This is a genomic window from Burkholderia sp. LA-2-3-30-S1-D2 (genome assembly GCF_001523915.2).
GTDB classification, from domain to species: Bacteria; Pseudomonadota; Gammaproteobacteria; order Burkholderiales; family Burkholderiaceae; genus Burkholderia; species Burkholderia diffusa.
The window spans coordinates 945,199-968,976 of record NZ_CP013384.1 but is presented as its reverse complement, the minus strand read 5'-3'; the positions used below and the strand labels follow the sequence as shown (position 1 = coordinate 968,976).

22 protein-coding genes and 1 pseudogene are annotated in these 23,778 nt (G+C 67.3%); 13 read left to right on the top strand and 10 right to left on the bottom strand.

What is annotated here, in order from left to right; translation table 11 throughout:
- Window positions 1-12 precede the first annotated feature (12 nt).
- Window positions 13-1,770: an ABC transporter permease gene (locus WS66_RS17140; protein ID WP_059603683.1), complete on the bottom strand. Its 1,758-nt coding sequence runs from the start codon at window positions 1,768-1,770 to the stop codon at window positions 13-15.
- A 516-nt stretch (window positions 1,771-2,286) separates the two neighbouring features.
- Between WS66_RS17140 and WS66_RS17135 the strand changes: the two genes are divergently transcribed.
- Entirely contained in the window at window positions 2,287-2,553 is a 267-nt protein-coding gene (locus tag WS66_RS17135; RefSeq protein WP_059603685.1) for a double-stranded DNA-specific endonuclease, read from the top strand.
- 40 nt (window positions 2,554-2,593) lie between these two features.
- Here the strand turns inward: WS66_RS17135 and WS66_RS17130 are convergent, their stop codons facing one another.
- Both WS66_RS17130 and WS66_RS17125 read right to left on the bottom strand, forming a co-directional pair.
- Window positions 2,594-3,910 (bottom strand): ATP-binding protein, encoded by a 1,317-nt coding sequence (locus WS66_RS17130; protein ID WP_059603689.1) that lies wholly within the window; start codon window positions 3,908-3,910, stop codon window positions 2,594-2,596.
- A complete protein-coding gene (locus tag WS66_RS17125) occupies window positions 3,894-4,619 on the bottom strand; it encodes a response regulator (RefSeq protein WP_059603692.1) in 726 nt (241 codons plus the stop codon). Before WS66_RS17125 ends, WS66_RS17130 begins: the two co-directional genes overlap by 17 nt.
- 224 nt (window positions 4,620-4,843) lie before the next feature.
- Here WS66_RS17125 and WS66_RS17120 point away from each other — a divergent pair, with 224 nt between their 5' ends.
- Entirely contained in the window at window positions 4,844-5,395 is a 552-nt protein-coding gene (locus WS66_RS17120) for a periplasmic heavy metal sensor (RefSeq protein ID WP_059603695.1), read from the top strand.
- 70 nt (window positions 5,396-5,465) lie between these two features.
- On the opposite strand, the gene WS66_RS17115 is transcribed toward WS66_RS17120, so the two are convergent.
- Window positions 5,466-6,164 carry a pirin family protein gene (locus tag WS66_RS17115; protein ID WP_059603699.1) on the bottom strand — a complete coding sequence of 233 codons (699 nt, stop codon included), beginning with the start codon at window positions 6,162-6,164 and terminating at the stop codon, window positions 5,466-5,468.
- A gap of 369 nt (window positions 6,165-6,533) precedes the next feature.
- On the opposite strand from WS66_RS17115, the gene WS66_RS17110 reads away from it, so the two are divergent.
- The 4 genes from WS66_RS17110 (at window position 6,534) to WS66_RS17095 (ending at window position 9,736) form a co-directional block, all read left to right on the top strand.
- The gene (locus WS66_RS17110; protein WP_059603989.1) at window positions 6,534-7,310 is read left to right on the top strand and encodes an ABC transporter substrate-binding protein; all 777 of its coding nucleotides are present in this window, start codon (window positions 6,534-6,536) and stop codon (window positions 7,308-7,310) included.
- Window positions 7,311-7,538: 228 nt separating this feature from the next.
- A complete protein-coding gene (locus WS66_RS17105) occupies window positions 7,539-8,228 on the top strand; it encodes an ABC transporter permease (RefSeq protein WP_059603702.1) in 690 nt (229 codons plus the stop codon).
- A complete protein-coding gene (locus WS66_RS17100) occupies window positions 8,225-8,938 on the top strand; it encodes an ABC transporter permease (RefSeq protein WP_059603705.1) in 714 nt (237 codons plus the stop codon). Before WS66_RS17105 ends, WS66_RS17100 begins: the two co-directional genes overlap by 4 nt.
- Window positions 8,939-8,956: 18 nt before the next feature.
- Window positions 8,957-9,736 (top strand): ABC transporter ATP-binding protein, encoded by a 780-nt coding sequence (locus tag WS66_RS17095; protein ID WP_059527484.1) that lies wholly within the window; start codon window positions 8,957-8,959, stop codon window positions 9,734-9,736.
- Window positions 9,737-9,792: 56 nt separating this feature from the next.
- Here WS66_RS17095 and WS66_RS17090 read toward each other — a convergent pair whose 3' ends face one another.
- Entirely contained in the window at window positions 9,793-10,290 is a 498-nt protein-coding gene (locus WS66_RS17090) for a GNAT family N-acetyltransferase (protein WP_059603708.1), read from the bottom strand.
- Between the two features lie 136 nt (window positions 10,291-10,426).
- Between WS66_RS17090 and WS66_RS17085 the strand changes: the two genes are divergently transcribed.
- On the top strand, window positions 10,427-11,353 hold the full coding sequence (locus WS66_RS17085; RefSeq protein WP_059603991.1) for a LysR family transcriptional regulator: 927 nt from the start codon (window positions 10,427-10,429) through the stop codon (window positions 11,351-11,353).
- Window positions 11,354-11,927: 574 nt separating this feature from the next.
- Window positions 11,928-13,007, top strand: coding sequence for a porin (locus WS66_RS17080; RefSeq protein ID WP_059603994.1), 1,080 nt, complete (start codon window positions 11,928-11,930; stop codon window positions 13,005-13,007).
- 141 nt (window positions 13,008-13,148) lie between these two features.
- Here the strand turns inward: WS66_RS17080 and WS66_RS17075 are convergent, their stop codons facing one another.
- Window positions 13,149-13,487, bottom strand: a complete 339-nt coding sequence (locus WS66_RS17075) for a P-II family nitrogen regulator (protein WP_006398637.1) — start codon at window positions 13,485-13,487, stop codon at window positions 13,149-13,151.
- 83 nt (window positions 13,488-13,570) lie between these two features.
- On the bottom strand, window positions 13,571-15,292 hold the full coding sequence (locus tag WS66_RS17070) for an NAD+ synthase (RefSeq protein ID WP_059603711.1): 1,722 nt from the start codon (window positions 15,290-15,292) through the stop codon (window positions 13,571-13,573).
- A 109-nt stretch (window positions 15,293-15,401) separates the two neighbouring features.
- Between WS66_RS17070 and WS66_RS17065 the strand changes: the two genes are divergently transcribed.
- Window positions 15,402-16,583, top strand: a complete 1,182-nt coding sequence (locus tag WS66_RS17065; protein ID WP_059603714.1) for a GNAT family N-acetyltransferase — start codon at window positions 15,402-15,404, stop codon at window positions 16,581-16,583.
- 39 nt (window positions 16,584-16,622) lie between these two features.
- Here the strand turns inward: WS66_RS17065 and WS66_RS17060 are convergent.
- Window positions 16,623-16,829 (bottom strand): annotated as a pseudogene (locus WS66_RS17060) (fibronectin type III-like domain-contianing protein); the annotation flags it as partial.
- A gap of 80 nt (window positions 16,830-16,909) precedes the next feature.
- Between WS66_RS17060 and WS66_RS17055 the strand changes: the two are divergent.
- Window positions 16,910-17,782: a GIY-YIG nuclease family protein gene (locus tag WS66_RS17055; RefSeq protein ID WP_059603717.1), complete on the top strand. Its 873-nt coding sequence runs from the start codon at window positions 16,910-16,912 to the stop codon at window positions 17,780-17,782.
- A 56-nt stretch (window positions 17,783-17,838) separates the two neighbouring features.
- Here the strand turns inward: WS66_RS17055 and ppa are convergent, their stop codons facing one another.
- Window positions 17,839-18,366: an inorganic diphosphatase gene (gene ppa / locus WS66_RS17050; RefSeq protein ID WP_011885693.1), complete on the bottom strand. Its 528-nt coding sequence runs from the start codon at window positions 18,364-18,366 to the stop codon at window positions 17,839-17,841.
- 410 nt (window positions 18,367-18,776) lie between these two features.
- On the opposite strand from ppa, the gene WS66_RS17045 reads away from it, so the two are divergent.
- The 3 genes from WS66_RS17045 to WS66_RS17035 all read left to right on the top strand — a co-directional run bounded on the left by WS66_RS17045 (window position 18,777) and on the right by WS66_RS17035 (window position 22,483).
- Complete coding sequence (locus WS66_RS17045) at window positions 18,777-20,216, top strand: aldehyde dehydrogenase family protein (RefSeq protein ID WP_059603720.1); 1,440 nt, start codon at window positions 18,777-18,779, stop codon at window positions 20,214-20,216.
- Between the two features lie 75 nt (window positions 20,217-20,291).
- Window positions 20,292-21,050 (top strand): SDR family oxidoreductase, encoded by a 759-nt coding sequence (locus WS66_RS17040; RefSeq protein WP_059603724.1) that lies wholly within the window; start codon window positions 20,292-20,294, stop codon window positions 21,048-21,050.
- Window positions 21,051-21,178: 128 nt separating this feature from the next.
- Window positions 21,179-22,483: an MFS transporter gene (locus WS66_RS17035; RefSeq protein ID WP_059603727.1), complete on the top strand. Its 1,305-nt coding sequence runs from the start codon at window positions 21,179-21,181 to the stop codon at window positions 22,481-22,483.
- Between the two features lie 105 nt (window positions 22,484-22,588).
- On the opposite strand, the gene WS66_RS17030 is transcribed toward WS66_RS17035, so the two are convergent.
- Window positions 22,589-23,776, bottom strand: a complete 1,188-nt coding sequence (locus WS66_RS17030; RefSeq protein WP_059603730.1) for a heme biosynthesis protein HemY — start codon at window positions 23,774-23,776, stop codon at window positions 22,589-22,591.
- Window positions 23,777-23,778: the final 2 nt, after the last annotated feature.

Sequence of the window (23,778 nt, the reverse complement as noted above, 5' to 3'; positions counted from 1 at the left end):
TCTCAATCGGTCTCAGTCGAGCCGCAGCTTCGCTTCGGCGAAGGCATACAGCGGGCGCCACAGCAGGCGGTTGAACAGGGTAACGAACAGTGACATCACGGCGATGCCCAGAATGATCTTCGGAAAGTCGCCGGCGGCGGTGGTCTGCGCGATATATGCGCCCAGGCCGTGCGCCTCGATCCTGGTCGTGCCCCACTGCACCGCTTCCGACACGATGCTCGCGTTCCACGCGCCGCCCGATGCGGTGATCGCGCCGGTCACGTAATACGGAAAGATGCCGGGCAGGATCGCCTGGCGCCACCACTGCCAGCCGCGGATCCGGAAGTTCGTCGCGGCTTCGCGATAGTCGTTCGGATAGGACGTCGCGCCCGCGATGACGTTGAACAGGATATACCACTGCGTGCCGAGCACGATCAGCGGCGACAGCCAGATATCGGCGTTCAGATGGAAGCGCGCGATCACGATCACGAACACCGGGAACAGCAGGTTCGCCGGGAACGCGGCGAGGAACTGCGCGAGCGGCTGCAGCTTCTCGGCGAGTTTCGGGCGCAGCCCGACCCACACGCCGACAGGTACCCAGATCACGGACGCGATCGAAATCAGCACGACCACGCGCAGCAGTGTGATGAGCCCGAGCATGATCACGTGGCCGACTTCGGCCATCGTCACGCCGGTCGACACGAAGCTGACGACACGCCACACGATATAGGCCGTGCCGAGCAGCAAGAACACCGCCCACGCGATGTCGACCGTGCGCGACGCCTTCTTCTCGACTTTGGGCAGCGTGAAGCGCATCGCGCCCGACAGCGGCAGACGCAGCGGAATCCGCGCGGCCTTCGCGAAGAACCAGCCGGCCGGCACGAGCAGCTGATGGATCAGGCGCGTACGGCGTACAAGGTCGAGCAGCCAGGATTGCGGTGCGTCGCCCGACGCGGTGTTCTCCATCCGGAACTTGTCGGCCCACGCGATCAGCGGGCGGAACAGGAACTGGTCATAGGCCAGGATCACCACCGTCATCGTCAGGATCACCCAGCCGATCGCACCGAGGTTCTTGTCCGAGATCGCCTGGGCGAGATATGCGCCGATCCCGGGCAGCGTGATGGTCTGGTTGCCGACGGTGATGGCCTCCGATGCGACGACGAAGAACCAGCCGCCCGACATCGACATCATCATGTTCCAGATCAGTCCCGGCATCGAGAACGGCACCTCGAGCTTCCAGAAGCGCTGCCACGACGTCAGGTGGAAGCCGCGCGACACTTCGTCCAGATCGCGCGGCACCGTGCGCAGCGACTGGTAGAAGCTGAACGTCATGTTCCACGCCTGGCTCGTGAAGATCGCGAAGATCGCGGCCAGTTCGGCGCCGAGCACGCGGCTCGGGAACAGCGCGAGGAAGAACGTCACCGTAAACGAGATGAAGCCGAGCACCGGCACCGACTGCAGGATGTCGAGGATCGGGATCAGCACCATGCCGGCGCGGCGGCTTTTCGCGGCGAGCGTGCCGTAGATCAGCGTGAACGCGAGCGACGCGACCATCGCGGCGAGCATCCGCAGCGTGGTGCGCAACGCGTATTCGGGCAGGTTCGACGGATCGAGCGAGATCTTCTGGGTCTGAAGGGTCCCGATCGGCGCCATCGTTTCATGAAAGCCGACGACCGCCATCGCGATCAGGCAGATGATCAGCGGGAACGCGATGAAGTCCCACCGGTTCGGCAGAACGCGCCACGCGGACGCGTTGGCGGTCCGGTTCGGATTGAAGAATCCGACGTCCATCAGGCGCCCTCCCCGGTAAGGCCGAACGAAGCCGGCAGACGATGTTGATTCATGGCAAAGCGCACGGGCGCGGTAATTCGACGCGGTAATTCGATTGATTCACGATCTGACGCCGGCGCGAGGCGCCGTGCGTGCAGGCTGCGCTCCCGGCGCGGCGAGTCGGGCCGCGACGGCACGACACTACACCAACCTGTATTTCAGGTTCAACCGTCCGGGGCCGGCGCGGGGCCGGCGCGGGGCCGCGCGACGCGCGAACGGCGCACGGATCGTGCCCGGCACGCGGGCGAACAACAGGCGTGGGATACGGAGCAGCCCGACCGCGGTCCTCCGGCCGGCATGCAGGCCCCGAATTATGCCGTGATCTGGGCCGGCCGGGAACCCGCCAACCGCACGCGGACGCAAACCATGCCGGACGTCAGCGGACGATTGCGACGAAGCAGGTATGATCGGGGCTAGCCCCTGGCGTCGGTGTTGACCACAGCCGCCAGGGATCGACCGACCAGCGGGAGGAAGGGAATGGCAGGAAACTTGGTGATCGTCTGCCGCGATCAGGATGCCGATGCGTTCTACGAGCTGATGCAGGAGTATGGGTCGTTCCAGACGCGGCTGTCGTCGACGGCATGGTACCTGAACATGAACATCGTGCCGGAATCGCTGCAGGACGAGATTCTGGAGCGCCTTGGCCGCTACACGACCGTCTATATCTTCGAGGCCACGAGCGTGACCTACAACACCATCGACAGCAACGCCGCCGAGACGCTCGGCACGCTGTTCGGCGAATGATGCCACGCGGCGCCTGCCCGGCAGGCGCCGCATCCGCCGCTTATGCGGCCTGGGCGTGCAGTTCGTCCTTCGGCACCGCGTCGAACGGGAACGTCATCGCCACGCGCAGGCCGCCCTCGGGACGATTGCCGATCTCGCACGCCCCGCCCAGCCTCAGCACCAGCCGCTCGACGATCGCGAGCCCGAGCCCGCTGTGGCCATTGCCGCCGCGCGCCGGGTCGAGCCGCACGAACGGCCGCGTCGCGGCCGCGAGGTCGCGCGGCGCGATCCCGCCGCCGCTATCGCTGACCGACAGCACGTAACCCGTCGGCGTACGCGCCGTCTCGACGAGCACGGGTGGCGCGCCGTACGCATGCGCATTGTCCAGCAGGTTCGAGAGGATCCGGTCGAGCGTCGCGGTCGGCAGGCGGAAACCTTCGTCGGCGGCCAGATGCGTCTGGACCGCCGGCGCATTCGGTGCGACCGCGCGATAGCTGCGCGCGATCCGCTCGCAAGTCTGGTCGACCGGCACGGGCTCGCTGCGGTCCGCCCCGCCGTGCGCGAACACGAGGAACTGGTCGACGATGTGCGACATCGAGTCGACATCGCGCACCACACCGTCGCGCAGCCGCGCGTCGTCCATCATTTCCGCGCGCAGGCGCATCCGCGCGAGCGGCGTGCGCAGGTCGTGCGCGACGCCGGCCAGCATCACCGCGCGATCGCTCTCGGCCTGCGACACCTGTTCCACCATCTGGTTGAAGCCGTGTGTGAGCTGGCGCAGCTCGCGCGGGCCGCGCTCGCGCAGCGGCGGCACCGGCTGGCCGCGGCCGAAGCGCGCGACCGCGCGCGCCAGCGAGCGCAGCGGCTGCTGCAGTTGCCAGGCCGCGAACAGCGCGGCGATCACGCCTGCCGAGAAGATCGTGCCGAGCCACAGCAGCATCCGGTCGAGCGAGCGCGGCGGGCGCAGCGGCTGCACCGGCACCACGATCCAGTTGCGATCGGTCGGTTCCTTGACCCACAGCACCGGCGGATGGCCCGGCGCACCGATCTCGACCCGGGTGCCGGCCGGCATGCGCTCGCTCACGTCGTCGCGGAAACGCTTGAGCGGCGCCGGCAGGTTCGAGCCTGCGTTCGTCGGCACGTCGGGACTGTCCGGCGACACCAGCCGCACCCGTGACGGCAGCGGCTGGTCGGGCGTGCGCTCGACGTGCTGGCGCACGGCGTCGACGAGGAAGGCGGCCTCCTCGACCGCGTAACGCGTCTGCATCTGGCTGCGCTCGAGGCGCATCGCGAAGAACCACGCGAAGTGCGACAGGAGCAGCACGCCGACGACCAGCAGCGCCAGCCGTCCGAACAGTGAATCAATGGGTTTGCGCATGGGCCTCGCCGTCGGGCACGAACACGTAGCCGCGCCCGCGGACCGTCTGGATGAAGCGCGGCGTCGACGGATCCGTTTCCAGGATGCGGCGCAGGCGCCACACCTGGACGTCGATGCCGCGGTCGGTGCCGTCGTACTCGGGCCCGTGCAGCAGCTCGAGCAACCGCTCGCGCGTGAGCGTGCGCAGCGAGTGGTTCACGAAGATCTTCAGCAGCGCGAATTCGCTGCTCGACAGCGTCGCCGGCTTGCCGTCGACCGACAGCGTGCGCCCCTGGAAGTCGAGCACGAAGCGGCCGAACGCGAACGGCTCGCGCTGCTCGGGCGCCGCCGCCGACGGCGTCGCCCGGCGGCGGCGCAGCACGGCCTGGACGCGCGCGAGCAACTCGCGCGGGTTAAACGGCTTGCCGAGGTAGTCGTCCGCGCCGAGTTCGAGCCCGACGATGCGGTCGACGTCGTCCGCGCGCGCCGTCAGCATGATCACGGGGATGTCGTCGCCGGCCGCGCGCAGCTGGCGCAGCGCGGTCAGGCCGTCCACGCCGGGCATCATCAGGTCCAGCACGATCAGGTCGGGCCGCTCGCGCTCGAGACGCTTCTCGAGCGTCGCCGCGTCGTGCAGCACGGACACTTCCATCCCCTGGCGCACGAGATAGTCGCGCAGCAGGTCACGGAGTTCTTGGTCGTCGTCGACGATGAGGATCTGGGTAGTCATGGCTCGAAGTTTACCGCGCGAGCGCGGAGTCGAAGAACGGTTCAAAGGAACGAAAGGGTTACTGCGGGTTACGACGCAAGGGAACTGTAATGCACCGTAACCCGGCGGCCACCCCACGTAACACCCGCCGGGGCACGCGCCGCTAACCTGCGTCTTACCGGATGCGGCACACGCGTCACCCGCGCACCGCATCGCCGGACCCTTTGGATACAGGAGTTTCTGAAATGTATAAGAACACTTCCCGCGTGGCCATTGCGGCCGCCACCGTGCTCGCTCTCGCATTCGGCACCGCCCATGCCGCGCAGCCCACCGACATGCCGCCGCCGGGCGGCCCCGGCATGCACCAGATGCACGGCGGCCATGACGGCGGCCCGTTCGGCATGATCATGAAGCTGCACGATCAGCTGAAGCTCAACGCATCGCAGGAGCAGCAATGGCAGACGGCCGTCAACACGATGAAGCAGAACCATGAGGCGATGCGCAAGAGCCACGAGCAGATGCGCGAGCAATTCAAGGCGCAGCAGAATCAGCCGATCCTCGACCTGAACGCGATGCACGCCGCCCGCCAGCAGGCCGAGCAGCAGAATGCGCAGCTGCGCGAGCAGAGTTCGGCCGCCTGGCTCGCGTTCTACAACGGACTGAACGACCAGCAGAAAATGACGGTCAGCACCGCGCTGAAGCAGCAGTTCGCGCGGATGGAGCAGCGTCACGAGACGATGAAGGAACGCTGGCAGCAGCACCGCGCGGCCAAGGCCGCGTCGGCGCCGGCGCAGTAAGCCGGCGGGCCGCCTCCCCGGGCGGCATCGCGGGGGACGCGGGTACTCGGCCCGCGTCCCCTGTTTCGTTTCAGGCGACGTCGAACAGCAGCACCTCGGCCGCCCGGCCGCGTGCGAACGCGACCGCGTCCACCCCGGCGATCCGCGCGCCGTCGCCCGCGGCCAGCGCGTGGCCGTTGACTTCCACGTCGCCGCGCGCCACGTGCACATAAGTACCGCGTCCGGCCGGCACGCCGAATGCCGCCTCCTCGTCGCCGTCAAGCAGCCCCACGAAGATCCGCGCATCCGCACCGATCGACAGCGCGCCGTCGTCGCCGTCCGCAGACGCGACGAGCCGCAGGCGGCCGCGCTTCTCGTCGTCGGCGAAACGCCGCTGAGCGTAACCGGGCCGCCCGCCGCGCTCGGCCGGCTGCAGCCAGATCTGCAGCAGATGCAGCACCCGGTCGCGCGACGCATTGGTTTCACTGTGCATGAGCCCCATGCCGGCGCTCATCCGCTGGATGCCGCCGGCCCGCACGATGGCGCCGTTGCCAAGGCTGTCGCGATGCGCGAGCGCGCCGTCCAGCACGTAGGTGACGATTTCGAGGTCACGGCGCGGCTGCATCCCGAAGCCGCGCGTCGGCGCGATCCGGTCCTCGCTCAGCACGCGCAGCGCGCCGAACGGCGGATGCGCGGCCTCGGCGTGACCGACAAGCGGAAAGCTGTGACTCGACTCGAGCCAGCCTTGGCGCGTGTGGCAGCGGTCGGCGGCGCGGCGGATCTGGAACATGGGGCGGGCACTCCGGCAGGGCAGACATTCTTTCTTCGGGTTTACCTGCACTGTAGGGGCGCACCAAGCGCGCCACAATCCGCCGTCCGCGCACCGCATCGTTGCACTCACGGAACCAATCGGCGCAATGCTCGTTGCGAATACCACGATTGCCGCAACGAGCGGATCGAAGAATCCATCGGTCACGCCGGATTGCCGTTTTCCGGGTATCGCGTTCGGGTAAAATACCGCCCTTTTGGCGTTCGCCCGTCCGGCGAGCGCCGTTGCCAGCGCGCCGAAACACGAATTTTGGCCGTCTAGAATACGCCGCGGCGCCCGGCCCGACCGGCCGCGAGCGCCCTCCCGGAAGTGAGCGACAAAAGGATGGAAATGAAGAAGGCCGCCCTGTGCGCCGCCCTCGCCCTCGTGGCGGGCAGCGCCTTCGCGAAAGAGTGGAAGACCGTGCGGATCGGTGTCGACGCCAGCTACCCGCCGTTCGAGTCGACCGCGCCGAGCGGCGAGATCGTCGGTTTCGACGTCGATCTCACCAAGGAAATCTGCAAGCGCATCAACGTGAAGTGCGTGTGGGTCGCGCAGGATCTCGACGGGATCATTCCCGCGCTGAAGGCGAAGAAGTACGACGTCATCGTGTCGTCGCTGACCGTCACGGACAAGCGTCGCGAGCAGATTGACTTCTCCGACAAGGTGTACGACGCACCCGCGCGGATGATCGCGAAGGCCGGCTCGCCGCTGCTGCCGACGGTCGCGTCGCTCAAGGGCAAGCACGTCGGCGTCGAGCAAGGTTCGACGCAGGAATCCTACGCGAAGGCGTACTGGGAACCGCAAGGCGTGACGATCATTCCTTACCAGAACCAGGACCAGGTCTATGCCGATCTCGGCTCGGGCCGCCTCGACGCGACGCTGCAGGATGAACTGCAGGCCGACTACGGCTTCCTGCGCACGCCGCGCGGCAAGGGCTTCGCGTTCGCCGGTCCGGAAGTGAAGGATCCGAAGACGATCGGCGACGGCACCGCGATCGGCCTGCGCAAGGAAGACACGGACCTGAAGCTCAAGATCAACAAGGCGCTGGCCGACATGCACAAGGATGGCACGTACGACCGGCTGTCGCGCAAGTATTTCTCGTTCAGCGTCTACTCGGCTCGCTGAGCGCCGACAATGACGGGAAGCGGATGCGGGGGCGCCCCGCGTCCGGCAGTACAGGCAGTCAACCACGCGCCGCCCGCGCCTCGCCCGCCGCTCCCCGCGACGGGCTGGCCCGGCACCGTTGCCGGGGGCGGACGGACATGATACGCACGGGGCGTTCCGCGCAGCTTGGCGGGCGCGTCTTTCGCGGCGCACCGCGTGCGCCGTCCGGGACCACACCAGGGACCACATATGTTTCTACAAGGCTACGGCCCGCTGATCCTCGCAGGCACCTGGCAAACCGTCAAACTGGCGGTGCTTTCGCTCGCGCTCTCGTTCCTGCTGGGCCTGCTCGGCGCGGGCGCGAAGCTGTCGCGCAACCGCTTCACGCACGGCGCCGGCACCGTCTACACCACGCTGATCCGCGGCGTGCCCGACCTCGTGCTGATGCTGCTGCTGTTCTACAGCCTGCAGATCTGGCTGAACATGGCGACCGATGCACTCGGCTGGGACCAGATCGACATCGACCCGTTCCTCGCCGGCGTGCTCGTGCTCGGCTTCATCTACGGCGCGTACTTCACCGAGACCTTCCGCGGCGCGTTCCTGTCGGTGCCGCGCGGCCAGCTCGAGGCCGGCAGCGCGTACGGGATGACCAACTGGCAGGTGTTCACGCGGATCATGTTCCCGCAGATGATGCGCTTCGCGCTGCCGGGCATCGGCAACAACTGGCAGGTGCTCGTGAAGTCGACCGCACTGGTGTCGATCATCGGCCTCGCGGACGTCGTGAAGGCGTCGCAGGACGCCGGCAAGGGCACGCTGCGGTTCTTCTTCTTCACGCTGATCGCGGGAGCGGTCTACCTCGCCATCACGACGATCTCGAACTTCGTGCTGATGTGGCTCGAAAAGCGCTACTCGACCGGTGTCCGCAAGGCTGACCTATGATCGAACTCATCCAAGAATACTGGCGCAACTACCTCTACACCGACGGCTTCCGGATCACCGGCGTCGCAATCACGCTGTGGTTGCTGGTCGTGTCGATCGGACTCGGCTTCTGCCTGTCGGTGCCGCTCGCGGTAGCCCGCGTGTCGAAAAGGAAGTGGCTGTCGAGCGCCGTGTGGCTCTACACGTACGTGTTCCGCGGCACACCGCTGTACGTGCAATTGCTGCTCTGCTACACCGGCCTCTACAGCCTGCAGGTCGTGCGCGGCACGCCGCTACTCGATGCGTTCTTCCGCGACGGGATGCACTGCACGCTGCTCGCGTTCACGCTGAACACCTGCGCGTACACCACCGAGATTTTCGCGGGCGCGATCAAGGCGACGTCATACGGCGAGATCGAAGCCGCGCGCGCATACGGGATGACGCCGTTCACGATGTATCGCCGCGTGATCCTGCCGTCGGCGCTGCGCCGCGCGCTGCCGCTGTACAGCAACGAAGTGATCCTGATGCTGCACGCGACCACCGTCGCGTTCACCGCGACCGTGCCGGACATCCTGAAGATCGCGCGCGACGTGAACTCGGCGACCTACATGTCGTTCCACGCATTCGGGATCGCCGCCCTGCTCTATCTCATGATCTCGTTCACGCTCGTGTGGCTGTTCCGCCAGGCCGAGCGTCGCTGGCTCGCGTATCTGCGCCCGCAAGGCAAGTAAGTTTTCGCAGGACTATTGATGAATTCCCAGACTCAGAAGCTTTTCGTCGACGATCTGCACAAGCGGTACGGCGACAACGAGGTGCTCAAGGGCGTGTCGCTGAAAGCGAACTCGGGCGACGTGATCAGCGTGATCGGCTCGTCCGGTTCCGGCAAGAGCACGATGCTGCGCTGTATCAACTTCCTCGAGCAGCCGAACGCGGGCCGCATCATCGTCGACGGCGAGGAAGTGCGCACCACGCCGGACAAGACGGGCGCGCTGCGCGCGGCCGATTCGAAGCAGCTGCAGCGCGTGCGCACCAAGCTGTCGATGGTGTTCCAGCATTTCAATCTCTGGTCGCACATGAACGTGATCGAGAACGTGATGGAAGCGCCCGTCAACGTGCTCGGCATCCCGAAGAAGGAAGCCGAAGACCGTGCGCGCGAGTATCTCGAAAAGGTCGGCCTCGCGCCGCGCGTCGAGAAGCAGTATCCGTCGCACCTGTCGGGCGGGCAGCAGCAGCGTGTCGCGATCGCGCGCGCGCTGGCGATGCATCCGGACGTCATGCTGTTCGACGAGCCCACGTCGGCGCTCGACCCGGAACTGGTCGGTGAAGTGCTGAAGGTGATGCAGAAGCTGGCCGAGGAAGGCCGCACGATGATCGTCGTCACGCACGAGATGGGTTTCGCGCGCAACGTGTCGAATCACGTGATGTTCCTGCACCAGGGGCGCGTCGAGGAAGAAGGCGTGCCGTCCGAGGTGTTCGCCAACCCGAAGAGCGAACGCCTGCGCGGGTTCCTGTCGGGTAGTCTCAAGTAACGCGCGCGACACGCGAACGGGCGCCCGCGGTTCGCCGCGCGGCGCCCGTTTTGCGTTTACGCGGCGCTCACCGGTTCGCTGTCGGCGAATGCGCGCAGTTCATCGCCCGCGAGCCGGTAACGCACCCATTCGCTCTGCGGCGCGGCGCCGACGCTCTCGTAGAAACGGATCGCCGGCTCGTTCCAGTCGAGCACGCTCCATTCGAAGCGCCCGCATCCGGTGTCCACGGCGATGCGCGCGAGCGCCTTCAGCAGCCGCAGCCCGGCACCCGCGCCGCGAAAGCGCGGCGACACGTACAGATCCTCGAGATAGAGCCCCTGCCGGGCGAGCCACGTCGAATACGAGAAGAAATACACGGCGAAGCCGGCCGGCTCGCCGTCGACCTCGCAGATCAGCGCGCGCGCGGGCGACCCTTCGCCGAACAGGCTGCGCTCGAGCGACGCGGGCGTCGCGACCACTTCATGCTCCGCCTTCTCGTAGATGGCCAGCTCGGTGATGAAACGCAGGATTTGCGGCACGTCGGCGACGGTGGCGGAACGAATGTCGATTTGCACGGTGGGGAGCCCTCCTTCGGCCCGGACTGAAAACGGAATGCGGCACCCGCGCAAGCGCGCCTGGCGTCGGACAGATCGACATGCTACGTTCACGGCTCAACTGCAGGAAGTGCAGTTTCTTCATCCTGACATGAACATGATGCATCCCGACCTGCGCCGTCTCGACCTGAACCTGCTGCTCGCGTTCGACGCGCTGTACCGCCACCGGTCGGTCGCCGCGGCCGCGCACGAGCTGGCGATGAGCCCGTCCGCGCTGAGCCACGCGCTCGCCCGGCTGCGCGACGCGATCGGCGATGCGCTGTTTGTGCGGCTCGGCAACGAGATGCAGCCGACCGTGCGCGCCGACGACATCGCCACCTGGGCCGGCGATGCGCTCGACACGATGTCGAGGGGGCTCGCCCGCGCACGCCGCTTCGATCCCGCGCAAAGTGACCGCACGTTCGTGTTCGCCGCGAGCGACTACACGGCATTCGCCGTGCTGCCGGCGTTGCTCGCGCGCATCGAGCAGGTCGCGCCGCGGCTGCGGATCCGCGTCGTCCACTCCGACCGCAAGATTTCGATCGACGAACTCGCGGCCGGCCGGATCGACTTCGCGCTCGGCTATCACGAGGAGTCGGCCGCCGACGCGCCGGGTATCGAGGATTTCGACTGGTTCTCGGACGACTACGTCGTGATCGCGAGCGCCACGCATCCCGACATCCACCGGCGCCTGACGCTCGACCAGTACCTCGCGGCACGCCACGTGGTCGTCACGCCGTGGAACGAGTCGCGCGGCGTCATCGACTACGTGCTCGACCGCCTCGGCCTCGCACGGCAGGTCGCCGTGCAGTTGCCGAGCGTGCTGGCCGCACCGTTCGTGATCGCGGAATCGGCACTCCTGATGACGGTGCCGAACCGTGCCGCGCAGGCGCTGCGCCACGCGGCGCCGATCCGCATCTTCCCCGCGCCGTTCGAGATCCCGCGCTACACGGTGAAGGTCTACTCGCACGCGAAGCACGCGCGCAGCGACGCGCACCGATGGCTTCGCGCGCAATTGCTCGCCGCACGGCCCGAGCAAGGTTGAGTCGGAAACGCTTGTACGACGGGCGCTGCCACCCTGCCGCCCGACCGTTTCCGGCATCACGCCGGCCGCAGCAGGCCGCCGCCTACTTATTACGAAATACTTACCAATTTTGTCGCTTCCGTGCTTACGCTCGCGCTCCGGCAACGTCAATAGTGGCAATCCTTGACCCATCGCCGCGGAATCCATGTCTGCCTTGCCGGACAAGGGTTTTCCGGTAATCGACCGGCTCCGCGATGCCCGCCGCGCACCGTGTTGCATGGCAAATTGGCGACACGTGTTAGTCAAACAACGATTTCCGTCGCCACAAAATTGTATTTTTGCTAAATTAGTAACCAAAGTAGCAAAACGAAGTTCGTGAAATGTAGTTTAGCTTCACGACACAACAAGGAGACCCCGCAAGCCGACCCGGCCGCGCGGGACCGCTCAACGGTTTTCCGTCCGCTTGCCCGCGTGCCGCGCTTACCGGCCCTGCACGAGGTCTCCCTGGTTATCCCGCTTTTCGCTTTTGCCCGGCGCTCGCTGCTCCGGGCATCTCGTGCAGTCTGGGTTGACTTTTTGACAGGGTATGGAGGAGATGATGAAGAAAGCTTTGGTCGCGGCCGCGCTGATGGCTGCTGGGGTGGTTACGGCGCACGCGCAGAGCAGCGTCACGCTGTATGGCCGTCTGGATGCCGGCATCGAGTACTTGAACGGCCTGCAAAACGGCCACCAAGTGCGCGCGGAAAGCGGCGACTGGGGCACGAGCCTGTGGGGCTTGAAGGGCAGCGAGGACATCGGCGGCGGCAACAAGGTCCTGTTCCACCTCGAAGGCGCGTTCAACACGATGACGGGCGGCTTCAGCGGCTCGATCTGGGATCGTTTCGCGACCGTCGGTATTTCGAACGACCGCTACGGTACGCTGCTGCTGGGTCGCGAACTCGCGATCGCCAACGGCGTGTGGGACTTCGATCCGCTGGGCCAGTCGAGCTGGTCGTCGGCATCGCTCGTGCGCGGCCGCAACTGGAACAAGACCAGCAACAACGTGTCGTACCAGTCGCCGCAGTTCTACGGCTTCGACTTCTACGGCCAGTTCGCGTTCTCGAACTCGACCAGCTTCAACGGCAACACGACGGCCGGCCAGCCGGGTCGTGCAGCCGGCGCGCAGGTTACCTACACGAACTCGCTGTTCCAGTTGCGCGGCATCTACGACGAAACGCGCGACAGCAACGGCCGCTTCTCGGACGTGTTCAACTACTCGCGTGAATACTTCGCGGGCGTGAACGTGTTCCTCGGCCAGTTCAAGGTGCAGGCGGCCTACCAGTCGTCGCACGCGGACGGCAGCGGCGGCCCGGCCGTCAACAACGGCATCACCGGCACCCAGCAGGTCTGGGGTGGCGTGACGTGGCAGGCAACGCCGGCGGCAGCGCTGATCGCGGCCGTGTACCACGTGAACGCCAACCACGGCGGCGGCAACGCGAACATCTACACGGTCGGCGGCTCGTACAACATTTCGAAGCGCACGCTGTTCGACGTGCAGGTCGCGACGGTGCGCAACAGCTCGACGGCCAACTTCGGCCTGAACGCGAACGGCGCCGGCACGGCCGTCTCGACGGGCAACCCGCATCCGGGCGGCAGCCAGACCGGCGTCTACGCCGGCATCCAGCACCTGTTCTGATCAGGCGCCGTCCAGAGAACGATTCGACAACACTTTCCACGCTGCTGCGAGAGGCGCGTATCGGTGCGGTACCCAACCGGGTATCCGCACCGTTTTTTATTGGCGAGCCGGGATCGGGCGATCCACGGCCCGAAGCGGCGCTCAGACCGCCGCTTCGTTCTCTTCGCCGGTGCGGATGCGGATCACGCGCTCGACGTCCGACACGAAGATCTTGCCGTCGCCGATCTTGCCCGTGCGCGCCGCGCCGATCACCGCATCGATCACCTGGTCAACCTGCGCTTCCGCGACGACCACCTCGATCTTCATCTTCGGCAGGAAGTCGACCACGTATTCGGCGCCGCGATACAGCTCGGTGTGCCCTTTCTGGCGGCCAAAGCCCTTCACTTCCGTCACGGTCAGGCCGGTGAGGCCCACTTCGGCGAGCGCTTCGCGGACTTCGTCCAGCTTGAACGGCTTGATGATGGCGGTGATGCGTTTCATGATGGTTGTCCCTCAATGCTCGTTTGGATGCAAAATCGCGATCCCGATTGTAAGCCGGCCGGCCGCGTACGGCCCAGCACGGCTCAGTCGAGACGTTCGGTAAAGCGTGACGTGATCGGATAGCGCCAGTCGCGCCCGAATGCGCGATGCGTGACGCGAATACCGATCGGCGCCTGGCGGCGCTTGTATTCGTTGATCTTGATGAGCCGCGTCACGCGCGCGACGTCGGCCTCCGCATAGCCGGCCGCGACGATCTCCGCGAGCGGCCGGTCCTCCTCCATGTACATCCGCATGATCGCGTCGAGCACGTCGTACGGCGGCAGGCTGTCCTGGTCCGTCTGGTTCTCGCGCAGCTCGGCCGACGGCGCGCGCGTCAGGATCCGCTCGGGAATCACGTCGCGCAGTTCGTAGTCTGTCGTTGCGTTGCGATAGCGGCACAGCCGGTAGACCAGCGTTTTCGCGATGTCCTTGATCACCGCGAAGCCGCCGGCCATGTCGCCGTACAGCGTGCAGTAGCCGACCGCCATCTCGCTCTTGTTGCCGGTCGTCAACACGATCGAGCCGAACTTGTTCGACAGCGCCATCAGCAGCGTGCCGCGGATGCGCGCCTGGATGTTCTCTTCCGTCGCGTCCTCCGCGCGGCCCGCGAATTCGCCCGCGAGCGCCGCACGGAACGCGTCGAACATCGGAGCGATCGCGATCTCGTCGTAACGCACGCCGACGCGCCGCGCCATCTCCGCCGCGTCGGTGGTCGAGATGTCGGCCGTGTAGCGCGACGGCATCATCACCGCGCGCACGCGCTCGGGCCCCAGCGCGTCGCAGGCGACCGCGAGCACCAGCGCCGAATCGACGCCGCCCGACAGCCCGATCAGCACACCGGGAAAACCATTCTTGCCGATGTAGTCGCGCACGCCGGTCACGAGCGCGCGATAGACCTGCGCGTCGACCGGCAGCTCGGGCGCGATCGCGCCGGGCAGCGGGCGCGGCCCGTCGAATTCGACGATCGCGTGCCCTTCGTCGAATTGCGGCATCTTCGCGACGAGCGTGCCCTGCGCGTCGAGCACGAACGAGCCGCCGTCGAACACGAGCTCGTCCTGGCCGCCGACGAGGTTCACGTACACCATCGGCAGCCCGGTTTCGCGGATCCGCGCGCGCAGGATGTCGATGCGCAGCGCTTCCTTGTTCATGTGGTACGGGGAACCGTTCGGGATCAGCAGCACCTGCGCGCCCGCAGCCTTCGCGATCTGTGCGGCCGACGCATGCCAGGCGTCCTCGCAGATGATCACGCCGTATCTGACGCCGTTGAGCTCGAACACGAGCGGCTCGGTGTCCGTCGCGAAGTAGCGCTTCTCGTCGAACACGTCTGCGTTCGGCAGATCCTGCTTGCGGTACGTACCGACGATCTCGCCGCCGACGATCAGCGACACCGCGTTGTAGGTGTCGGTCGGCGGCACGCCGCGCTCGATCGGGCGGTTTGCATTACCATCGACGGCTGGCGCGTGCGGATCGCCGCCCGACGCATCGCCGCCTGCGCTCCGCAACGGATGGCCGACCAGCACCGCGAGCCCGTCGAACGCGCGCAGCGCATCGGCGAGCGTGTCGAGCGCGGCGGCGGCCGCCGTGTAGAACGCTGGCCGCAGCAGCAGGTCTTCCGGCGGGTAGCCGGACAGCGCGAGTTCGGGCGCGATCATCAGGTGCGCACCATCGTTGTGCGCGGCGCGGGCGGCAGCGACGATCCGCGCGACGTTGCCGGCGAAATCGCCGACGGTGACGTTGATCTGGGCGAGAGCGAGTCGGGTCTTCATGACGGGATTGGCGCAGCCCGATGGCGCGCCCTGAACGGCTGACGAAATCGTCCCGGAGGCGGGCCACGGTGGCACGCATCCGGCGGCATCCAACAGTACGGATTCACGCTTGAAACACGAACGCATCGATTATCGCACGGGCATCCTGTCGTCCCCCGCGGAGGTGTCGGCCGACGAATGGAACGCGCTGCTCGAGCGCGACGCGCAGCCGACGCCGTTCCTGCGCCACGAATTCCTCGACGCGCTGCACGTCGCGCGCTGCGCGGTCGACGACACCGGCTGGTCGCCGCACTTCGTCACGTTGACCGACGCGCGCACGGGCCGGCTCGCGGCCGCCGCCCCCGTCTACGCGAAACAGCATTCGTACGGAGAATACGTGTTCGACTGGGCGTGGGCCGACGCGTACCAGCGCAACGACCTGCCCTATTACCCGAAGCTGCTGTGCGCGGTGCCGTTCACGCCCGTGCAGGGCACGCGCCTGCTCGCCGCCGACGACGACGCACGCCGCCGGCTCGCGGCCACGCTGCTGGCGTTCGCTGAGCAGAGCGACGTGTCGTCGCTGCACGTGCTGTTCCCGACCGGCGACGAAGCGCGGCTGCTCGAGTCGATGGGAATGATGCTGCGCGAAGGCGTGCAGTTCCACTGGCTCAACGACGGCTATCGCGACTTCGACGACTTCCTCGGCACGCTCGAGCAGAAGAAGCGCAAGAACATCCGCGCGGAACGGCGCAAGGTGCGCGATGCCGGTGTCACGTTCCGGCGGCTCACCGGCGAGCAGATCACCGACGCCGACTGGCGCTTCTTCACGCGCTGCTATCGGCAGACCTACCGCGAGCACTATTCGAGCCCGTACCTGAACCTCGACTTCTTCCGCGCGATCGGCGCGACGATGCCGGAGAACCTGCTTCTCGTGATCGCCGAGGCCGACGGAAAGCCGATCGCGAGCTCGCTCGCCGTGTACCGGCGCGGCGCGAACGGCATCGGCGGCACGCTGTACGGCCGCTACTGGGGCGCGCTCGAACACGTGCCCTGCCTGCATTTCGAAACTGCCTACTACCAGTTGCTCGAGTTCTGCATCGAGGCCGGGCTCGACACGTTCGAGGGCGGTGCGCAGGGCGAGCACAAGCTCGCGCGCGGCTTCCTGCCGACCGTCACGCATTCCGCGCACTGGCTCGCGCATCCGGCGTTCTCCGATGCGGTCGCGCGCTTTCTCGAACGCGAGACCGAGCATATCCACGCGTACGTCGACGAGCTGCGCGAACACGATCCGTTTCGGCGGGGCGCCGGGTAGCATCGGCACACCTGGACAGCGACCATCTGCCCGTCCTCTTCAGTGCGCGGCGTGCGTCACCGTCTGCGACACCGCCCGCGGGTCGCGCGACGACGCGGCCGCCGACAGCCCGTAACGGCCTGCACCGATCCGCCACGCGTGCGCAGTCGCATCCCGGGCCGCGAAGCGCTGCGCCGGCACCGCGATGCTGACGGTGCGCGCCTCGCCCGGCTGCGGCGCAATCTTCGTCCAGCCGACGAGCCGCTTGCGCGACGGTCACGGCGATCGGTGGCGTTGACGCACGCCATTTCTGAGACACTGACGGCTTCGCATCCCGCCGCCTTTCCATGTCCTGGTTTCTGTATCTGATCGAGTGCGCCGATGACAGCGTCTACACGGGCATCACGACCGACGTCGCCGCGCGCTTCGACGAGCATGCGTCCGGCAAGGGCGCGCGCTATACGCGCTCGCGCAAGCCGCGCGCCGTGCTCGCATCGTTCCCGCTACCCGACCGTTCGATCGCATCGCGCGCCGAGTACTGGGTGAAGCGGCTCACGGCCGCGCAGAAACGCGAGCTGGCGGCCGGGATCAGGACGCTCGAATCGGTGTTGCCGGCCGGGATGTCGATCGACGGAAACGTCGACGCCGCAGAGCCGCAGGACGGCACACGCGGAAGGAAGAAGGTGAAGGCGAAGCGCGCCGACATTGCGAACGAGCCGGCCGAGACCAGAGAGGCTCGCGATAAAGCCGCGAAGAGCGGAACTGCCGGAAAAAAGCCCGGGGCCGCGAAAACCCCGAAGCACGCACGAGCCGCAACGGCACCAACGTCGGCAAAAGCCTCGCCGGTCGCCTTGAAACGTGCCAGGACCGCCGACGATACGGAAGGGAAAAAAACCGCCTCGCGCGGCACGCCGGCAAAACGGGGCAAGCCGGTCACGAACGCATCGCCGAAACGGAAAGCGGCGGCAACCGGCGGCAGGCCCGCCGCGGACGGACGCGCCGCCCCTGCTTCCGCCCCGGCGCGCGGGCGTTCGTCGGCAAGGAGGGGCGCCGCCGAAATCATCGAGGCCGTCGCGCCCCCCGTTGCCCCCGCACGCCGCGCAACGGAAGCGAAACGTGCGAAGACTGCGGCAAGTGCGGGCGCCCAGCCCGCTGCGGCCCGCAAGAAAACCCTCGCACGCGCCATCCCGCGCGCAAAACAAAACCGCGCGGCCTCCTGAGGAGACACGCGCGGCTTGCGTTCCGAACGAACCGGCCGCGAGGCCGGCCTGCCGGCTTACTTCTTGTAGTTCGCGGCGCCGTCGGCGATTTCCTTGTGCGCGGCGTCGATGCCGGCCCAGCCTTCGACCTTCACCCACTTGCCCTTCTCGAGCGCCTTGTATTGCTCGAAGAAGTGCTTGATCTGGTCCTTCAGGTACTCGGGCACGTCGTCGATCGACTTCAGGTTCGCCGTCATCGGGCAGACCTTGTCGTGCGGCACGGCGACGAGCTTCGCGTCGACGCCCGACTCGTCGGTCATCTGCAGCATGCCGAGCACGCGCGAACGCACGATCGAGCCGGCCAGCAGCGGGAACGGCGTGATCACCAGCACGTCGACCGGATCGCCGTCGCCCGACAGCGTCTGCGGGATGTAGCCGTAGTTCACCGGGTAGCGCATGCCCGTGCCGATGAAGCGGTCGACGACGAGGAGACCCAGCTCCTTGTCCGCCTCGTACTTCACCGGATCGCTTTGCGCGGGGATCTCGATGATCACGTTGAAATCGTGCGGCAGGTCCTTGCCGGCCGGAACATGATTGAAGCTCATAGCGCTCTCTGTTGGTCGATGGGAATTCAGGACAGGGCGCCGCGGCCGATGCACCGCCGCGGGCGTCCCCGCAGGGAATGCGCCATTATAGCCAATCGACCGGTGGCGTCCGGATGACGATCGGCGCGATAATCGTTCCGGATGTCCGGCCGCCGAACCACAGGCGACGTTGCATGGGATCCGAGTAGCCGCTGAAGCACCGACAGATTTGCATGGGACCGGACCAAGCGCTGAAACGCCAAGTCCGATCGACCGCGAAGCATGGGACCCGAGTAAGCGCTGAAGGGCTAACTTGGGTCGACCGCGAAGCATGAGACCCGAGTAAGTACTGAAGCGCTAACTCGGATCGACCGCGAAGCATGGGACCCGAGTAAGCGCTAAAGCGCTAACTCGGATCGACAGGAGCAGGCATGGAAGAGGCGAAGCACTTCATCGCGGGCGAATGGACGTTGCCCGCGCAACTGGAGACGATTCCGGTCGTCGACCCGTCCGACGGCCAGCCATTCGCAACGATCGCGCGCGGCACCGCGCCCGACATCGAGCGCGCGGTCGCCGCGGCCCGCGACGCGTTCTCGGGCCCGTGGGGCGCGGCGAGCGCCGCCGAGCGCGGCCGCGTGCTGATGCGGCTGTCCGCGCGCGTCGCCGACCACCTCGAGGAACTCGCCGCGATCGAGGCGCGCGACACCGGCAAGCCGTTGAAGCAGGCGCGTGCCGACGCCGCCGCGCTCGCACGCTACTTCGAGTTCTACGCGGGCGCCGCCGACAAGCTGCACGGCGAGACCCTCCCCTATCAGGCCGGATACACGGTGCTGACGGTGCGCGAGCCGCACGGCGTCACCGGCCACATCGTGCCGTGGAACTACCCGATGCAGATCTTCGGGCGCAGCGTCGGCGCGGCGCTCGCGGCCGGCAACGCATGCGTCGTGAAGCCGGCCGAGGATGCGTGCCTGTCCGTGCTGCGCGTGGCCGAGCTGGCCGCCGAAGCCGGGCTGCCCTCCGGTGCGCTGAACGTCGTCACCGGCTACGGCCATGAAGCGGGCGCCGCGCTTGCGCGCCATCCCGGCATCGACCACATCTCGTTCACCGGCTCGCCCGCGACCGGCAAGCTGGTCACGCAGATGGCCGCGGAGAACCATGTCCCCGTCACGCTCGAGCTCGGCGGCAAGTCGCCGCAGATCGTGTTCGCCGACGCCGATCTCGACGCGGCGCTGCCCGTGCTCGTGTCGGCGATCGTGCAGAACGGCGGGCAGACCTGCTCGGCCGGCAGCCGCGTGCTGATCGAGCGCGCGGTCTACGAGCCGCTCGTCGAACGGCTCGCCACCGCCTTCAACGGGCTGCGGGTCGGCCCGAGCCGCGCGGATCTCGACTGCGGCCCGCTGATCAACGCGAAGCAGCAACAGCGCGTATGGGATTTCCTCTCCGACGCGCAGCACGACGGCATTCCGATGGCCGCGCACGGCCAGGTCGTTGCCGAGGCGCCCGAAAGCGGCTTCTACCAGGCCCCCGCGCTGCTGCGCGACGTGCCGCCGTCGCACCGCCTCGCGCAGGAGGAAGTGTTCGGCCCGGTGCTCGCCGCAATGCGTTTCGTCGACGAAGACGAAGCGATTGCGCTCGCGAACGGCACGCCGTACGGCCTCGTCGCGGGCATCTGGACCCGCGACGGCGCACGCCAGCTGCGTCTCGCGCGCCGCCTGCGCGCGGGGCAGGTATTCGTCAACAACTACGGAGCGGGCGGCGGCGTCGAGCTGCCGTTCGGCGGCGTCGGCCACTCGGGGCATGGTCGCGAGAAAGGCTTCGAGGCGCTATACGGCTTCACCGCGCTGAAGACGATCGCGATCCGGCACGGCTGAACCAGACAAACGCGGCCGGCCACGACCGGCCGCGCACCGAAATACCACGCACGATTCCAACACAGGAGACACATCATGCGGCTGAGCGGCAAGACGGCCATCGTCACGGGCGGCGGTTCAGGCTTCGGCGAGGGAATCGCGAAGACCTACGCACGAGAAGGCGCGAACGTCGTCGTCAACGACCTGAACGGCGCGGCGGCCGAGCGCGTCGCGAGCGAGATCGCGCTGGCGGGCGGCAAGGCGATCGCGGTCGCGGGCGACGTGTCGAAGGACACCGACTGGCGCGCACTGCTCCAGGCCGCGCTCGACGATTTCCATTCGGTGCAGATCGTCGTGAACAACGCTGGCACCACGCACCGCAACAAGCCGGTCCTCGACGTGACGGAAGCCGAGTTCGACCGCGTGTATGCCGTCAACATGAAGAGCCTGTTCTGGAGCGTGCAGACGTTCGTGCCGTATTTCCGCATCCAGGGCGGCGGCGTGTTCGTGAACGTCGCCTCGACCGCCGGCGTGCGGCCGCGCCCGGGCCTCGTCTGGTACAACAGCACGAAGGGCGCGATGATCACCGCGAGCAAGTCGCTCGCGGCCGAGCTCGGCGCCGACCGGATCCGCGTGAACTGCATCAACCCGGTGCTCGGCGAGACGGGCCTGATGACCGAGTTCATGGGCTGCGAGGACACACCGGAGAATCGCCGCCGGTTCCTGGCGACGATTCCGCTCGGCCGCTTCTCGACGCCGCAGGACATCGCGAACGCGGCGCTGTACCTCGCGTCCGACGAAGCCGAGTTCATCACCGGCGTCTGCCTCGAAGTCGACGGCGGGCGCTGCATCTAGCCGCACCGTCGTAATTGCGCGCACCGGCATCGCCGGCCGGCGCCGCATCCAAGCATCATCATTGCTTCGCACGACCGGATCGGGCGCCGACGCGCCGGCTCCGGACAACGACAAGAACTGGAGACAACATGGCAACATCGACGCAGTCGCTGCCGGGCTCGTCCGGCGCATTCGAGGAAGCAACCTACCGCAAGGTGTCCTGGCGGCTCACGCCGCTCCTGCTGCTGTGCTACGTGGTCGCGTATCTCGACCGCGTGAACGTCGGCTTCGCGAAGCTGCAGATGGCGAGCGACCTGAATCTCAGCGACACGGTCTACGGGCTCGGCGCCGGGATCTTCTTCTTCGGCTACTTCCTGTTCGAAGTGCCGAGCAACATCATCCTGCACAAGGTCGGCGCGCGCGTCTGGATCGCGCGCATCATGGCGACGTGGGGCGTGATCTCGATCCTGACGATGTTCGTCACGACGCCCGCGATGTTCTACGTGATGCGCTTCCTGCTCGGCGTCGCAGAAGCCGGCTTCTTCCCCGGCGTGATCCTGTACCTCACCTACTGGTATCCCGCGCACCGGCGCGGCCGGATGACGACGTTCTTCATGACGGCAGTCGCCTTGTCCGGCGTGATCGGCGGGCCGCTCTCCGGCTTCATCCTGAAGGCGTTCAACGGCGTGAGCGGCTGGCACGGCTGGCAATGGCTGTTCCTGCTTGAAGGGATCCCGTCGGTGCTGGCCGGCGTGCTCGTATTCTTCGCGCTCGACGACCGGATCGCGAAGGCCAAATGGCTCACCGACGACGAAAAGGCGCTGCTCGCGCGCAACGTCGACGCGGAGGAAGCGACCAAGGAAGACCTGCCGCTCGGCGCGGTAATGGCGAGCCCGCGCGTATGGCTGATGGCGCTCATCTACTTCTCGTTCGTGATGGGACTGTACGGCGTCGGCTTCTGGCTGCCGACGATCATCAAGGCGACCGGCGTGACCGACACCTTCATGATCGGCCTGCTGTCGGCGGTTCCGTATGCGGCGGCGGTGGTCGCGATGATTCTGATCGCGCGCAGCGCGGACAAGCGGCGCGAACGACGCTGGCACCTTGCGATTCCGGCCGCGTTCGGCGCGCTCGGGCTCGTGCTGTCGGTGATATGGGCGCACCAGACGGCGCTCGCGATGCTCGGCCTCACGCTCGCGACGATGGGCATCCTGACGACGCTGCCGCTGTTCTGGAGCCTGCCGACCGCGTTCCTCGGCGGTGCGGCCGCCGCAGCGGGCATCGCGATGATCAACTCGATCGGCAACCTCGCGGGCTTCCTGAGCCCGTACTTGATGGGCTGGCTCAAGCAGGCGACGGGCGCCAACGACGCGGGCATGTACATGCTCGCCGGGTTCCTCGTGCTCGGCGGGCTGCTCGCGCTGTCGGTGCCGAAGCGGCTCGTCGACAAGTGACGCGGCACGTGACGACGTGCCTGCCGCAGGGCAATGCATGAAAAAGCCCCGAAGGCCGGTTGCCGTTCGGGGCTTTTTTACGCGCGGCGGGCAAGCGCCGCCGCGTCAGACCACGGTGATCGCGAGCGCGCTTTCGCGGTAGTGCTTCGCCGCCTTGTCGGTTTCGCCAAGATGCTCGAACAGGCGTGCGAGCGCGCGGTGCGCACGCACCTTCAGCGCCTCGTTGTCGGCCTGCTTCAACGCGGCTTCGAGGAACGACTGCGCCTTGCCCCACAGCTGCTGCTGCTGGCAGAGACGGCCGAGCGCGAACAGCAGGTCGGCATCGTCCGGGTGATCCTTCTTCCACCCTTCGGCCTTCTGGATCAGCGGCAACGCATCGCCGCCGGCCGTATCCGGATAGCGGCGCAGCAGGCGCGCATCCCAGTTGTGCGCGAGCGCGTCCTCGACGATGCGGCGCGCTTCGGTGCGGCGCTCGAGCGTCACCAGCAGGTCGGCCGCGAGATCGGCCAGGCGCGGCGACTGGCGCTCGAGCGGCGACAGCGACTGCCACACCTCGAGCAGCGCGTCCGGGTCATGCCGGCGTTCGCGCAGCAGATTCTCCGCCGCCTGCTGGCGCAGCCGCACGGCGGCAGCCGGATGCAGCGCCTCGCGCTTCTCGAGCGCCTTCGCGAGCTTCAGCACCTCGGCCCAGTTCTTCAACTGCTGCTGCGCGCGCAGGGCGACCTGCTGCGCATGGATGCGCTTGCCGCCCGCCTGCAGGTCGGCCAGCGCGGCGAGCGCACCATTGGCATCGCGTGCATCCGCGCGCATGTCGGCGGCGGCGAGCAGCCGCGCATCCTGCCATTCCGGCGCGTCGACCTTCGACAGCCAGTCGTCGCGGCGCGTGTACTCGTGCATCCGGTGCGCGGCGGTCGCCGCGACGAGACTTGCGGCGCCCTGGTTCGCATCGACCGCGAGCGCGTCGCGCGCGGCCTTCTCGGCGCGCGAGAAGCGGCCTGCGTACAGGTTCGCGATCGCATCGCGCAGCGACGCCTGTGCCTTCTCGTTGCGCGAACGCGCACGATATGCGGCGACCCGCTGCGGCATGCGCCAGATGTTGCGCACGATGCGCAGCAGCGCGTACACGACGATGAACAACACGACGATGGAGATCACGAACAGGTTCAGCGACACGTCGACCCGGTACGGCGGATAGACGAGCAGCACCTGCCCCGCGTCGAAACGGCCGACGGTGGCGAGTGCCGCGGCGATCGCGAACAGGATCGCGAGCCAGACGATTCCTCGAAGCGTCATCG

What these genes read in the sequence shown, in the direction of transcription:
- WS66_RS17125 (WP_059603692.1), bottom strand. Translation starts at nt 4,619, where the DNA reads ATGACTACCCAGATCCTCATCGTCGACGACGACCAAGAACTCCGTGAC.
- WS66_RS17085 (WP_059603991.1), top strand. Translation starts at nt 10,427, where the DNA reads ATGATGCATCCCGACCTGCGCCGTCTCGACCTGAACCTGCTGCTCGCG.
- WS66_RS17130 (WP_059603689.1), bottom strand. Translation starts at nt 3,910, where the DNA reads ATGCGCAAACCCATTGATTCACTGTTCGGACGGCTGGCGCTGCTGGTC.
- WS66_RS17070 (WP_059603711.1), bottom strand. Translation starts at nt 15,292, where the DNA reads ATGAAGACCCGACTCGCTCTCGCCCAGATCAACGTCACCGTCGGCGAT.
- WS66_RS17110 (WP_059603989.1), top strand. Translation starts at nt 6,534, where the DNA reads ATGAAGAAGGCCGCCCTGTGCGCCGCCCTCGCCCTCGTGGCGGGCAGC.
- WS66_RS17115 (WP_059603699.1), bottom strand. Translation starts at nt 6,164, where the DNA reads ATGTTCCAGATCCGCCGCGCCGCCGACCGCTGCCACACGCGCCAAGGC.
- WS66_RS17140 (WP_059603683.1), bottom strand. Translation starts at nt 1,770, where the DNA reads ATGGACGTCGGATTCTTCAATCCGAACCGGACCGCCAACGCGTCCGCG.
- WS66_RS17040 (WP_059603724.1), top strand. Translation starts at nt 20,292, where the DNA reads ATGCGGCTGAGCGGCAAGACGGCCATCGTCACGGGCGGCGGTTCAGGC.
- WS66_RS17100 (WP_059603705.1), top strand. Translation starts at nt 8,225, where the DNA reads ATGATCGAACTCATCCAAGAATACTGGCGCAACTACCTCTACACCGAC.
- WS66_RS17075 (WP_006398637.1), bottom strand. Translation starts at nt 13,487, where the DNA reads ATGAAACGCATCACCGCCATCATCAAGCCGTTCAAGCTGGACGAAGTC.
- WS66_RS17055 (WP_059603717.1), top strand. Translation starts at nt 16,910, where the DNA reads ATGTCCTGGTTTCTGTATCTGATCGAGTGCGCCGATGACAGCGTCTAC.
- WS66_RS17080 (WP_059603994.1), top strand. Translation starts at nt 11,928, where the DNA reads ATGATGAAGAAAGCTTTGGTCGCGGCCGCGCTGATGGCTGCTGGGGTG.
- WS66_RS17030 (WP_059603730.1), bottom strand. Translation starts at nt 23,776, where the DNA reads ATGACGCTTCGAGGAATCGTCTGGCTCGCGATCCTGTTCGCGATCGCC.
- WS66_RS17120 (WP_059603695.1), top strand. Translation starts at nt 4,844, where the DNA reads ATGTATAAGAACACTTCCCGCGTGGCCATTGCGGCCGCCACCGTGCTC.
- WS66_RS17105 (WP_059603702.1), top strand. Translation starts at nt 7,539, where the DNA reads ATGTTTCTACAAGGCTACGGCCCGCTGATCCTCGCAGGCACCTGGCAA.
- ppa (WP_011885693.1), bottom strand. Translation starts at nt 18,366, where the DNA reads ATGAGCTTCAATCATGTTCCGGCCGGCAAGGACCTGCCGCACGATTTC.
- WS66_RS17135 (WP_059603685.1), top strand. Translation starts at nt 2,287, where the DNA reads ATGGCAGGAAACTTGGTGATCGTCTGCCGCGATCAGGATGCCGATGCG.
- WS66_RS17095 (WP_059527484.1), top strand. Translation starts at nt 8,957, where the DNA reads ATGAATTCCCAGACTCAGAAGCTTTTCGTCGACGATCTGCACAAGCGG.
- WS66_RS17045 (WP_059603720.1), top strand. Translation starts at nt 18,777, where the DNA reads ATGGAAGAGGCGAAGCACTTCATCGCGGGCGAATGGACGTTGCCCGCG.
- WS66_RS17035 (WP_059603727.1), top strand. Translation starts at nt 21,179, where the DNA reads ATGGCAACATCGACGCAGTCGCTGCCGGGCTCGTCCGGCGCATTCGAG.